Consider the following 11825-nt stretch of genomic DNA (forward strand, 5'->3'; position numbering starts at 1 on the left):
GTCGGGTCCGGATTCGGAAGAAAGGGTTCGCCGCCCTTATAGCGTTGCGGCGCGCAGGCTCAAGCGGGACGCGTGATTTCGGCGCTCCGCTCCGCGCCCACTCAGACCAGGGCCTCGAACTGGTCGATCAGCCGCTCAAGGCGCCTGGTCCCGATGGTCCAGAAGGCCGGGTCGCGCGGGTTCAACCCGAACGGCGCCAAGGCTTCGACATAGCCCTTCGATCCGCCGTCCGCGAGCAACTGGCGGTACAGGGGCGTGAAGCCCGCCGGGTCCTTGGCCCGCGTCTCCATCAGCGCCGCCACCAGCAGGTCGCCGAAGGCGTAGGCGTAGACATAGAAGGGCGAGTGGACGAAGTGGCTGACGTAGCTCCACCAGTGCTCATAGCCGGGGTTCAGCGTCACCGCCGGGCCCAGCGAGCCGCCCATTTCCTCCAGCCAGATCTCCCCGATCCGTTCGACCGGGACCTCGCCCTTCGCCCGCTCATCGTGGAAGCGGGTCTCGAAACGGTGGAAGGCGATCTGGCGGACGACGGTGTTAAGCCCGTCCTCGATCCGCCCGGCCAGCAGGCCGCGCTTCTCGGCCTCCGGCGCCGTCTTCAACAGGCGGTCGAAGGTCAGCCCCTCGGCGAAGATGGAGGCCGTCTCGGCCAGGGTCAGGGGCGTATCCGCCAGCAGGCTGCCCTGCCCCGCCGCCAGCGTCTGGTGCACCCCGTGTCCCAGTTCGTGCGCGAGTGTCAGCACATCGCGTCGCTCGCCCATCCAGTTCAGGAAGACGTAGGGATGGCGATCCGACGTCACCGGGTGGGCATAGGCGCCCGACTGCTTGCCCGGCCGCGCCTTGCCGTCGATCCACGGCTTGTCGAAGAAGCCCTGCGCCCGGTCGGCGAACTCGCCGCCCAGGTCACCGAAGCTTTCCAGCACCAGCGCCTTGCCCGCGGCCCAGTCGTAGCCACGCGGGGCTGTGGTCGCGAGCGGGGCGTTGCGGTCCCACTGATCCAGCTTCGGCTTGCCCAGCACCTTCGCCTTCAGGGCGTAGTAGCGGTGGGACAGCACCGGATAGGCGGCGGCCACCGCCTCGGCCATGGCGTCCACGGATTCGCCGTGCACCTCATTGGACAGGTGGCGCGCGTCGGCGGGTCGCCTGAAGCCGCGCCACCTGTCTTCCAGCGCCTTGTCGGCCGCCACGGTGTTCAGCACCAGCGCCATGGTCGCGGCCTTGGCCCCCAGCGCCTCATCCAGCCCCTCGGCTGCCGACCTGCGCCGGGCGGGCTTCGGATCGGACAGGCGATTCAGCGCCTCGGCCAGGGTCAGTTCGTCCCTGCCCGCCTTCACCTTCAGGGCCGCCAGGGTCTCGTCGAACAGCCGCGGCCACTGCGCGCTGATCGGCATCCGTTCGGCCAGGAAGGTCTCCAGCTCCTGCGACAGCTCGTGCGGCTTCATGGCCCGCGTGCGGCGCAGCCAGGGGGCCCAGCGCGCGGCGGCGGGACGGGCGGCCAGCGCAGCCTCGACCGCGGCCTCCTCCAGCTGGTTGATCTCCAGCGTGACCCAGACCGTCGGCGTGGCGATGGCGGTGATCTTCTCCCGCACGGTCGCCTCGAAGCCCTGCGCGGCCGCATCGTTTCGGCTCGTCGAGGCGGCGAGGAAGGCATAGGCCCCCAGCCCGCCCAACAGGTCGGACGCCTGTTCGTACAGGGTGATCGCCCGGTCCAGCCGCTCCCCCAGCACCGCCGCATCGCCCTGCGCCGCCGCCAGCCGGCCCTGAAGGCTATTCAGCTCGCCGACCAGCGCCCGCGCCCGCGCCAGGTCGGTCTCGATGCGGGCGTCCTCCCGCGAGCTGTAGAGATCGGACAGGTCCCACAGTGGGGCGTCCAGCGGATCGGCGGGGGTCTTGAAGGGGGCGTTCATGCCCTTCGTTGTGGGGATGCGGGCGCGCCGGCGCAACCGCCTGGCGCGACGGCTCAGCCGCGAAATCCGCGAATGATCGCCGCCAGATCGGCCTCGGTGACACAGGCGGCCGCCTGCTCAGCCGACATCCACACACGCTCGCGCTGACCCTGTTCCTGCCACGTCGCGTGCACCGTCGTGACCTCCAGCGCATAGACCGAGACGACGCACCAGCGCGCCGCCCGACGCTTGAGCACCTTCAGATAGCGGAAGGTGCCCAGGGGGGTGTCCGACAACCGGCCTTCAACCCCGGCCTCCTCAAGCGCCTCCACGGCAGCGGCCTGGGCATCGGTCAGGCCCGGCATCCGGCCGCCCTTCGGCGTCACCCAGCGGCGGGTTTCGCGCGAGGTGACCAGCAGGACCTCCAGCCCCTCCGCCCCCTGCCGCCACGGCAGGGCCGCGACCTGACGCCGCTCGGCCCGCTCGGTCCGGATCACGTCGCTCGCCATCAGCCCGACGTCCCGTCGACCGTCCGATTCCCGCACCCCAAGGTCGACCTCACCCCATCCCCGCACCCGCCGTCGGCGGGTCTTGAGTCGTCAGGATACGGATAATTTGCGTCAATGGCGCGACTTGGCCGCCGCCTCGCCCAGTTCGGTGCAGTCAAAGCGCAGGCAGAATTTCTCGCTCAGGGACGTCACGCTTTCGAGGACGTACGGCATCATCGCCTGCTGCAGCGCCATGCCCGCTTCCAGGTTCTTGCGCGCGATCGAACGCCCCATGGGGGTTTCGTAGAAGCCCACGGCGGCCTCGAGCTCGGCGGCGGTGAAGGTGTCGGCGACCTCGGCCCGCACCTCGCCGATCGCGATGGACAGGGCCTCCTCGAAAATCGTGCTGAACTGGTCCGCCAGCCAGGTTCTCTGGTCATCCGGCAGATCCATCTCACCGTAGGCCTCGTCGAGATAGCCCCGCATGATCTTGGTCGCGTCCGTTCCCTGGGTCAGCTGCAGATAGCGACCGGCGAGGTCGAGCTGGCGCTCGCGGGCCGCATCCTGGGCGAGGGCCGGGCCGGCGCAGAGGCTGAAAACGGCGGCGACAAGAACAAGAACGCGCATGACTTTCCCCTGAAGACGACCAATGTTCGCCGCCCGGACCGGCCACCGCAAATGGAATCGACCTGCACAACCCGCTTTCCGGGAGCCGTGGCTTTCAGGGCTCAGATCGCCCGGCCGTCGTAGACCTTCCGCGCGGCGTCCACCTCGCTCATGCGGGTCTCGGCCCACTCGATCATCGGTCCCAGCGCCGCCACCAGGGTCCGACCCAGCGGCGTGATTTCATAGGTCACGCTCACCGGCACGGTCGGTTCGACATGACGCGTCGCCAGCCCGTCCCGCTCCAGCTGACGCAAGGTCTGGCTGAGCATCTTTTGCGACACCCCGCCGATCCGCCGCTTCAGGGCGTTGAACCGCATGGGCCCGCCGGCGAGCGTCGTCAGCAACAGGGTGGTCCACTTGTCCGCGATGCGGTCCAGCAGCTGCCGCGTCGGGCATTCGGCCGCGTAGACGTCGCCGCGCGCGAACGGAAGGGCGGTTTCCCCCGGGTGACCAGATGAGATTTCGGTGCCTTCTTGCATGGATGATATCCATAGAACACTTGGTCACTATTGGAAACCACCAAGGACCTCCCCTCCATGAAGATCGTCGTTCTGGGCGCCAGCGGCCGCGCCGGCTCCGAAATCACCCGCGAAGCCGCGGCGCGCGGCCACACCGTCACGGCCGTCGCCCGCAAGCCCGAGGCCATCCCGTCCGCTGACGGCGTCACCGCCTTGGCCGGAGACGCCTCCGACGCCGCCGCCCTCGCCCCCCTGCTGAAGGGCGCGGACGCCGTCATCAGCGCCCTGCATTTCGACATTCCGGCCGAGACCCTGCTGACCGCCGTGCGTGATGCGGGCGTGCCGCGCCTGCTGGTCACAGGCGGCGCCGCCAGCCTCGAGGTCGCTCCCGGCGTTCGCGTCATCGACACGCCGGAGTTCCCCGAGGAATGGAAGGTCTTCGCCCAGGGCGGGATCACCTTCCTGGACCATCTGCGCGGCGTCAGCGACGTCGACTGGACCTTCTTCTCCCCGGCCGCCTTCATTGAGGAAACCCCGCGGCTGGGCCGCTACCGGACCGGCACGGACACCCTCGTGGTGGACGACAGGGGCGAAAGCCGCATCAGCTTCGCCGACTACGCCATCGCCATGATCGACGAGCTCGAGCAGCCGAAGCACAGCCGCGCCCGCTTCACCGCGGCGTACTGAAACAAAAAGGCCCCGGAAGAGCGCTCTTCTGGGGCCTTCTGGTGTCCGTTGATCCCTCAGCCGGCGTTCGGATAGGTCCGCGCCATCGCCGACTTGACCGCACGGCGCTCGTCCGCGCTGCAGCCCATGCGGTCGCAGAGACGGTCCCCCATCTCACTCATGATCCCGGGCATGACGCCCATGACCACTTCCGTGATGCGCGGCGTCGCCTCGAAGCTCTTCCGCACCAGCGAGCGGCCGATGTCGCTCTGGTAGAAGTCCACAAGGCCGCGCAGCTCCTCCAGGGTGAATATGTCGGCATAGACAGGGGCCATGGCCTCGAACAGGCGCGGCAGCATGATCTCGACCATCTCGCCGGTCACCTCGGTGATGATGGCCTGCTGTTCGGCCGGAACGCCCGGGTTGTTGGGGGCCATCATCGTCATCATCTGACGCATGGAGGCCGCCATCTGGTCGCCCTGCAGCAGGACGATGAACTTGTTGGCCAGGGCGAGGCGCTCGGCCGCCTCATCCTGCGCAGCGGTCTGGGCGTGAGCCGCGACGGGCGCGGCCAGGAGCGTCAGGGCCAGAAGCAGGCCGCGCAGCAATTTCATCATTGCGATTCCCCCGGTGTCAGGCGCGACCCTGCCCGCGGAGGGCGGCTCCGGACAAGCAAAAACGGCGGGGATCGCTCCCCGCCGTTCCTGTGTCTTGCCGCGATGCAGGGGGCCTATCAGGCGCCCAGCGAGGCCGGGTCGATCTTGAAGCCCGGGCCCATCGTCGACGACAGGCTGATGCGCTTCACATAGGTGCCCTTGGCGCCCGACGGCTTCGAACGGACCAGAGCGTCCACGAAAGCCTTCACGTTGGCTTCCAGGGCGTCCTGGGTGAACGAGGCCTTGCCGATGCCGCCGTGGGCGATACCGGCCTTCTCGACGCGGAACTCGACCGCGCCGCCCTTGGCGTCCTTGACGGCCTGGGCGACGTTCGGGGTCACGGTGCCGACCTTCGGGTTCGGCATCAGGCCGCGCGGGCCCAGCACCTTACCCAGACGGCCGACGAGGGCCATCATGTCCGGCGAGGCGATGACGCGGTCGAAGTCCATCAGGCCGCCGTTGATCTGCTCGTACAGATCCTCGGCGCCGACGTATTCAGCGCCGGCGGCGCGGGCTTCATCAGCCTTGGCGTCCTTGGCGAAGACGGCGACGCGGACGTCACGGCCGGTGCCCGACGGCAGGTTGACGACGCCACGGACCTGCTGGTCGGCGTGACGCGGGTCGACGCCCAGGTTGACGGCGATCTCGATCGACTCGTCGAACTTGGCCTTGGCGTTGTCCTTGACGAGCTTGATGGCGTCTTCGAACGACAGCAGGGCGTCGCGGTCGCCGGTGCGGGCCTTCTGGGCCTTGGTCAGCTTGGCCATGGGTTAGCCCTCCACCACTTGCAGGCCCATCGCGCGGGCCGAGCCTTCGATGATCTTCGCCGCGGCGTCGAGATCGTTGGCGTTCAGATCCTTCATCTTCTTCTCGGCGATCTCGCGCAGTTGCGACTGCTTGATCTTGCCGGCCGTTTCACGGCCCGTCAGCTTGGCGCCCGACTTCAGGCCGGTGGCCTGCTTCAGGTACCAGGTCGCCGGCGGCGTCTTGGTGATGAAGGTGAACGACTTGTCCTGGTAGACGGTGATGACGGTCGGAAGCGGGGTGCCCTTGGCTTCCTTCTCGGTCCGCGCGTTGAACTCCTTGCAGAAGCCCATGATGTTCACGCCGCGTTGACCCAGAGCCGGGCCGATCGGGGGCGAAGGCGTGGCCGAACCGGCCGGCACTTGCAGCTTGATATAGCCGAGAATCTTCTTGGCCATTGGTCTCTCCTAAACGGTGATCCCGAAGCTAATCGGGACCGGTGAGCCGTGGTCGGGCATGGCTGCCTCCCACGGATTTACGCGATCGCTCGCGCCGCCCTTTCCGGGCGAGGCGCGCGTATAGCTGAAGGGCGCTCGAAAAGCAAACGGCGGCCCGGGAGGACCGCCGCTGCAAAACCCTTGATGGGATCGAGGCTTAGGCCGCGACCTTCTCCACCTGATTGTACTCCAGATCCACCGGGGTCGGACGGCCGAAGATCGACACGGCCACGCGCAGGCGGGCGTTGTCCTCGTCGACGCTCTCGACCTGGCCGTCGAAGCTGGCGAACGGGCCGTCGATGACCTTGACGGTCTCGCCGATGTCGAAGCGGATGGTGGGCTTCGGACGCTCGACGCCCTCTTCCACGGCGCCGACGATCTGCTGGACCTCACGCTCCGAGACCGGCAGCGGCTTGGTGCCGCCCGCGGCGCCCAGGAAGCCGGTGACCTTCGGGGTGTTCTTGACCAGGTGGTAGGCCTGATCGGTCATCTCCATCTTCACCAGGACATAGCCCGGGAAGAATTTGCGTTCCGAGTTCACCTTGCGGCCGCGACGCACCTCCACGACCTCTTCGGTCGGGACCAGGATTTCCGAGAAGAAGTCCTCGAGGCCCTGCTGCTTGGCCTGCTCGCGCAGTTGCTCGGCCACCTTCTTCTCGAAGTTCGAGTAGGCGTTGACGATGTACCACTTGTGGCGCGGGTTGGCGGGCTTGGCGACGTCGGTCATGGAAAGTCGGTCTCTCTTACTGGCCGATCGACAGGACGACCTGCGACAGACGCGTCAGGCCGAAGTCCACGATGGCGAAGAAGACGGTCGCGATGGCGACCATGATGAAGACCATCACCGAGGTGATCCAGGTCTCCTTGCGGCTCGGCCAGACGATCTTGCGGCCTTCGGCGCGGACCTGGCTGGCGAACTGCGGGATGGACGTGCGCTTCTTCGGGGCCGGGGCGTCAGCCGCGACGGCGCTGCCGGCGATGGCCGGTTGGGCGGTCTGGGGGCGGCGTCCCGAAGGAGTCTTGGCCTTGGCCATGCGGCGTCTCTTCAAACAGTCAAACCTGTTGCAACCAGATGGGAAGCCCCATCCGGTTGCAACAGGGGGAAAATGGCAGGAGTTGGGGGACTCGAACCCACGACCCCCGGTTTTGGAGACCGGTGCTCTACCAGCTGAGCTAAACTCCTGGAGCAGAAAGTCAAAGGCGTCGGGGCGTCCCGACCGCGTTCACTTTCGCCAGAGGCGGGGCTATGCCCCACCCGGACGGCGTTTTCAAGCGCCGTGACCGTTGAAACACGCAAGAAGCGCCGGATCAGTCCTCCAGATGGGCCGCGACCGCGAGGGCCTCGTCGTCCTTGCCCACCAGCTGACGGAACAACAGCTTGTCGATCCGGCGATCGTCCATGTCGATGACCTCGACCTCGAAGCGGCCCAGTTGCAGCACCTCGCCCTCGTCGGGCACGCGCGACAGCTGGTGCAGGACCAGGCCGGCGACGGTGTGGAAGCCCTCGGTCTCGCCGAAATCCTCGCCCAGTTCGTCCGACAGTTCGTCCAGATCGGTCTGGCCGTCGACCAGCCAGGTGCCGTCCTCACGCTGACGGATCCAGGCCTCGGCCTCATCGTGGCCCTCGTCGAAGTCGCCGGCGATCATCTCCAGAAGGTCGGTGGCGGTCACCACGCCCTCGAAGGCCCCGAACTCGTCGACCAGGAAGGCCATGTGGACCTTGGACGCCTTCAGGATCTCCAGCGCCTTCAGGACCGAGGTCGACTGCGGAATGAAGGCCGGGGTCTGCACGAGCGATTCGATGTCGAACTTGCCGTTGGTCAGCAGGCTGTCCAGAAGGTCCTTCTTGTGAACCACGCCGATCGGATTATCGACGTCGTTCTCGCGCGCGACCACGATCCGCGAATAGGGGCAGGTGCGGATTTCCTCGCGCAGCTGCTTTTCAGTGTCGTCCAGGGCGATCCAGAACACCTCGTGACGCGGCGTCATCGCCACCCGGATCGGGCGGTCGCCGAGCGTCAGGATTTCCTCGATCATCTCCTGCTCTTCAGGTTCGATCAGACCGGCCGAGGTGCCCTCGGCGATCATGGTCTCCACCTCTTCCTGGGTGACGTCCGAGCCGTCGCGATCCTTGACGCCCAGCACCTTCAGGATGCCCGAGGTCGAGGCCGTCAGCAGCAGCACGAACGGCTTCAGCACAAGCGCCAGGGTCGAGATCGGTCCGGCCATCTTCGAGGCCACCGCCTCCGGGAAGATCAATGCGATCCGCTTGGGCACCAGCTCGCCCACGATCAGCGACACATAAGTGATCAGGATGACCACGATGCCGGTGGCGATCGCTTCGGACCAGGCGGTCAGCGCCGGGAAGGTCGCCTCGAAAATGGTGTTCAGCTCGCCGGCGATGGTGGCCTGGCCGTAGGCGCCCGCCAGAATGCCGATGGCGGTGATTCCCACCTGGACCGCGGACAGGAAGTGGGTCGGGTTCTCCGCCAGTTTCAGCGCGGCGCGCGCGCCCCGGTCTCCCCGCTCCGCCCGGCTCTGGAGTTTCGACTTCCGGGACGAGACGACCGCAAGCTCGGTCATGGCGAAGACGCCGTTGAGCACCACGAGGAGCAGAACGACGGCGATGGCGATGGCTAACATCTAGGTGGGGAGGACCAGCGCGGCGCGACAGACGGCGTCCGCACTTGGGATGATAGGGGCGTTTTGCTCAAACCGCCACGATTTTGCGCAAAATCACGCCGACTGCGCGCTTGCGACGCCGGCCGGGACGCCCGCATCCGCCCCGGCGGCCGCACAGGCGGTCATCCCGATCAGGATGCCGATGAACAGGCCGATGTGCAGGGCGCGACGCATGAGGGTTACCGAAACCTTAACGATCCTGCGCGTACAAGGACCGCAGAATCGGGTTCCGGCAAGGCCGTGCCTCCCGACGGTTGCGACGTTAACCGCGCCGCATCCCCTCACAGGCGAACCGGCGGCCGGGCCGGAGGAGAAAGTCATGCGACGTCTGTTGCGCCGGATCATCGGAACAGCCGCGGCGGGCGTGGGCGCCCTGACCCTCTGTGCGGGCCTGATCGTCGTGGACGGGCTGACCGACGAGGTCGCCCCCAGTGACGTCGCCGTGGTTCTCGGCTCGAAGGTCCATCCGGACGGAACCCCCTCGCCTCGCCTCGCAGCGCGCCTGGGCCGGGCGCTGGAGCTCTATCGGACGGGCGTCACGCCCCGTATTCTGGTCAGCGGCGGCACAGGGATCGAGGGCGTGCCGGAAGGCACGGCGATGAAACGCTGGCTGGTCTCGCAGGGTGTGCCGGACGCCGCGATCATCGTCGATGACCAGGGCGTCGACACGCGCGCCACCGCCCGCAACGCCGTCGCCCTGATGCAGGCCCGCGACCTGCACAGCGCCATTGTCGTCAGCCAGTATTTCCACATCCCGCGCACACGGCTGGCCTTCGCACAGGAAGGCCTGCGGGGTGTCGGTTCGGCCCATCCGGCCTATTTCGAACTGCGCGACCTCTACGCCATCGCCCGCGAGGTCCCGGGCTACGCGCGCTATCTGATGGGATAGGCCGCGTCAGCCCGCGGCGGCCAGCAAACGGATAAGGCCGCTGATCAGGAAGAAGGCGATCACGGCCACCCAGACCCAATTGACGTCGCCGCCGCCGCCTCCACGCCGACCGCCGGATGCCGGCGCTTCCGGGCCCAGCACCGGGAAGCTGATGCCGTTCATCCCCCGCGCCTTCTCGACGAAGGCCTTGTAGGCGTCCATCGCCTCGACCGGCACCGTGTCCCCGGGAACCACCAGCATCAGCTGGTGCAGGCCCTCGCGCGGGCTCGTCCATTCAAAGCTGCTTTCCAGATGCAGCCCCGTCGGACCGTCCGCCGACAGCCGCCAGGGCGTGACATCGACCGGCCGGGCGAAACGGAACACGCGCCGGGTCTCGATGCGTCGGGGCAGCCCCATCTCCAGCGGGGTCGAGCGATGGCTCGCCACATCCATCAGATGCGGCCCCACCACCTCGTCGCGCGAGATGAAGACACGGGCGCCGTTGTCCCGGGCCGCATAAGGCTCGGTCACCCGGTAACGCTCGACCAGGGTGAGGACATTCTCCACGGGGTCGTCGCTCACCTCGTGGTCCGCAAGGGCGACCACGGACGAATTCAGCTCCCGCTCCAGACTTTCGCGCAACTGGCGGCCGGCGCCGTCGCGGCTCTGGTTGTTCAGCCAATGTCGGATGCCGTCCGCGCGCCAGCTGCGATAGACCGTCGTCAGGGTCAGTTCGGCCGGATCAGCGGCGCTGTGGGGGATGTCCCAGACTTCCTCGAAGCTGTTGGTCGTGCGCAGACGCGGTCGCGGCATCACCTCCAGCCCGGCGTCGGCCTCCAGCGGCAGGGCCCAGCCGAACATCGCGCGGGTCAGGTGCTCCAGATCTCCGGCCTGGGCCGACATGGTCGGATCCAGCCAGACCACGCCGCCGTTCAGCCTCACCCGCACAATACAGTGGTTGAAGGCGAGGACATGCGGCAGTCCCTGCGGCAGGGCCTCGCCCCGGCCGGTATTCACGAGGGCGCAGACCGCGTCGATGTCCATCGCCCGCAGAACGGCCGTCAGCAGCAGGGACGCGTCCTTGCAGTCGCCGTAACGCGTCTCCCAGATCGTCTCCAGCGGACGGGGGCGATACCCCCCTTCCCCGATGCTGACCGAATGGTAGCGAAGCAGGGACTGGACCATCCTGAGGCCGGCCGTCACGCGGGCGGCGGGCCGGGGGTGGGCCTCTTCCAGCGCGCGGACCTCCGCCGTCAGTCCTTCAGGCAGGATCGAACGGGCGTCGTAGAAGGGCCGGAAAACGTCGGCGATGGCCGACCAGCTGACGTCGTCGGCGACGTGGCCGGTCGAGAATCCCTCCCAGGTCGGGGGCGTTCCCGGAGGGATGTTGACCGGCGGCGCATCCACCGCTGTCCACTCCAGCACCCGGACGCCGTCGATCACCACGTCCCGGGTGGTCACCGCGGGGCCGGCCGACCGGACCGCGAGCGCCCGCTCCGGCGCGGCGCGCACCGTGCATCGGGTCTCCACGACCGGGATGTTCCATTGCAGGATGAAGGACCAGCTGAACAGACCGGCCAGGGCCGGAGGCGCCCCGATCACCGACAGGATGGTCTCGACCACATCCCCTTCCCGCACATCGGGGATGACCATGTGGGCGGTCATGCGGCCGTCATAGACCGCCCGCTCCATGTTCAGTTCGCGCTGGATGACCTCGAAGGCCTCGGGCCGCCCCGCCTCACGGATCGCGCCGTCGCGGTGCACCCGCACGGCATGGATCGCCACCCGCTCGTATTCGGGATTGAAGTGGACGCTGACGGACGCCGCCGGCTGAAGACCTTCGCTCCCGGTGACCTGAACGATGTTGCGGCTGGTGTGGACCGGCTCCGGCCCGGTCAGGTCCGCCTGGGTCTGCGACAGCCAGTGGCACAGGCCGCCGGCCGTCAGGTCGCGCGGGTCCCGCCCTTCCGTCCGCGCCGGCGGCAGGTCGAAGCCGGCCGGTACGGGCGTGAACTCAAGCCGCGACCGGGGCGATACAGGACTGTCGTAACTCATGAAAACTCCCCCGCAACCACGATAGGCGAAGGCGGGGCGGTTTGAGAAGCGACAAAGAAAAACCCCCGCCGGATCGCTCCGGCGGGGGCTTCTCATTTCAGTCCGTCGAGACCGTCGATTACTCGACGATCTTGGCGACGACGCCGGCGCCGACGGTGCGGC

13 protein-coding genes and 1 tRNA gene are annotated in these 11825 nt (G+C 67.8%); 2 read left to right on the plus strand and 12 right to left on the minus strand.

All coding sequences use genetic code 11. From position 1 onward, the window contains the following. Positions 1-101: 101 nt before the first annotated feature. From ACLQ7T_RS10500 to ACLQ7T_RS10515, 4 genes are all read right to left on the minus strand, one after another. Positions 102-1904 carry a M3 family oligoendopeptidase gene (locus ACLQ7T_RS10500; RefSeq protein WP_420479385.1) on the minus strand — a complete coding sequence of 601 codons (1803 nt, stop codon included), beginning with the start codon at positions 1902-1904 and terminating at the stop codon, positions 102-104. A gap of 53 nt (positions 1905-1957) precedes the next feature. Then, entirely contained in the window at positions 1958-2392 is a 435-nt protein-coding gene (locus tag ACLQ7T_RS10505) for an NUDIX hydrolase (RefSeq protein WP_420479386.1), read from the minus strand. Between the two features lie 111 nt (positions 2393-2503). After that, on the minus strand, positions 2504-2998 hold the full coding sequence (locus ACLQ7T_RS10510; protein WP_420479387.1) for a DUF2059 domain-containing protein: 495 nt from the start codon (positions 2996-2998) through the stop codon (positions 2504-2506). 101 nt (positions 2999-3099) lie between these two features. Next, positions 3100-3516: a winged helix-turn-helix transcriptional regulator gene (locus ACLQ7T_RS10515; RefSeq protein ID WP_420479388.1), complete on the minus strand. Its 417-nt coding sequence runs from the start codon at positions 3514-3516 to the stop codon at positions 3100-3102. Between the two features lie 57 nt (positions 3517-3573). On the opposite strand from ACLQ7T_RS10515, the gene ACLQ7T_RS10520 reads away from it, so the two are divergent. Then, positions 3574-4182: an NAD(P)-dependent oxidoreductase gene (locus ACLQ7T_RS10520; protein ID WP_420479389.1), complete on the plus strand. Its 609-nt coding sequence runs from the start codon at positions 3574-3576 to the stop codon at positions 4180-4182. A 56-nt stretch (positions 4183-4238) separates the two neighbouring features. On the opposite strand, the gene ACLQ7T_RS10525 is transcribed toward ACLQ7T_RS10520, so the two are convergent. The 7 genes from ACLQ7T_RS10525 to ACLQ7T_RS10555 form a co-directional block, all read right to left on the minus strand. Further along, positions 4239-4778, minus strand: coding sequence for a DUF2059 domain-containing protein (locus ACLQ7T_RS10525; RefSeq protein WP_420479390.1), 540 nt, complete (start codon positions 4776-4778; stop codon positions 4239-4241). A gap of 116 nt (positions 4779-4894) precedes the next feature. After that, on the minus strand, positions 4895-5584 hold the full coding sequence (rplA, locus tag ACLQ7T_RS10530) for a 50S ribosomal protein L1 (protein WP_420471857.1): 690 nt from the start codon (positions 5582-5584) through the stop codon (positions 4895-4897). A 3-nt stretch (positions 5585-5587) separates the two neighbouring features. Then, a complete protein-coding gene (gene rplK, locus ACLQ7T_RS10535; protein ID WP_331045308.1) occupies positions 5588-6019 on the minus strand; it encodes a 50S ribosomal protein L11 in 432 nt (143 codons plus the stop codon). 196 nt (positions 6020-6215) lie between these two features. Further along, complete coding sequence (gene nusG, locus ACLQ7T_RS10540) at positions 6216-6785, minus strand: transcription termination/antitermination protein NusG (protein WP_420479391.1); 570 nt, start codon at positions 6783-6785, stop codon at positions 6216-6218. 16 nt (positions 6786-6801) lie between these two features. Further along, complete coding sequence (gene secE / locus ACLQ7T_RS10545; protein ID WP_420471855.1) at positions 6802-7092, minus strand: preprotein translocase subunit SecE; 291 nt, start codon at positions 7090-7092, stop codon at positions 6802-6804. 73 nt (positions 7093-7165) lie between these two features. After that, a tRNA-Trp gene (locus ACLQ7T_RS10550) sits at positions 7166-7241 on the minus strand. A gap of 125 nt (positions 7242-7366) precedes the next feature. Then, entirely contained in the window at positions 7367-8701 is a 1335-nt protein-coding gene (locus ACLQ7T_RS10555; RefSeq protein ID WP_420471854.1) for a hemolysin family protein, read from the minus strand. 358 nt (positions 8702-9059) lie between these two features. Between ACLQ7T_RS10555 and ACLQ7T_RS10560 the strand changes: the two genes are divergently transcribed. Continuing rightward, positions 9060-9629, plus strand: coding sequence for a YdcF family protein (locus tag ACLQ7T_RS10560; protein ID WP_420479392.1), 570 nt, complete (start codon positions 9060-9062; stop codon positions 9627-9629). A gap of 6 nt (positions 9630-9635) precedes the next feature. On the opposite strand, the gene ACLQ7T_RS10565 is transcribed toward ACLQ7T_RS10560, so the two are convergent. After that, positions 9636-11663, minus strand: a complete 2028-nt coding sequence (locus tag ACLQ7T_RS10565) for a DUF3857 domain-containing transglutaminase family protein (protein WP_420479393.1) — start codon at positions 11661-11663, stop codon at positions 9636-9638. Positions 11664-11825: the final 162 nt, after the last annotated feature.

The organism is Brevundimonas sediminis (assembly GCF_048799765.1).
Lineage (GTDB): Bacteria > Pseudomonadota > Alphaproteobacteria > Caulobacterales > Caulobacteraceae > Brevundimonas.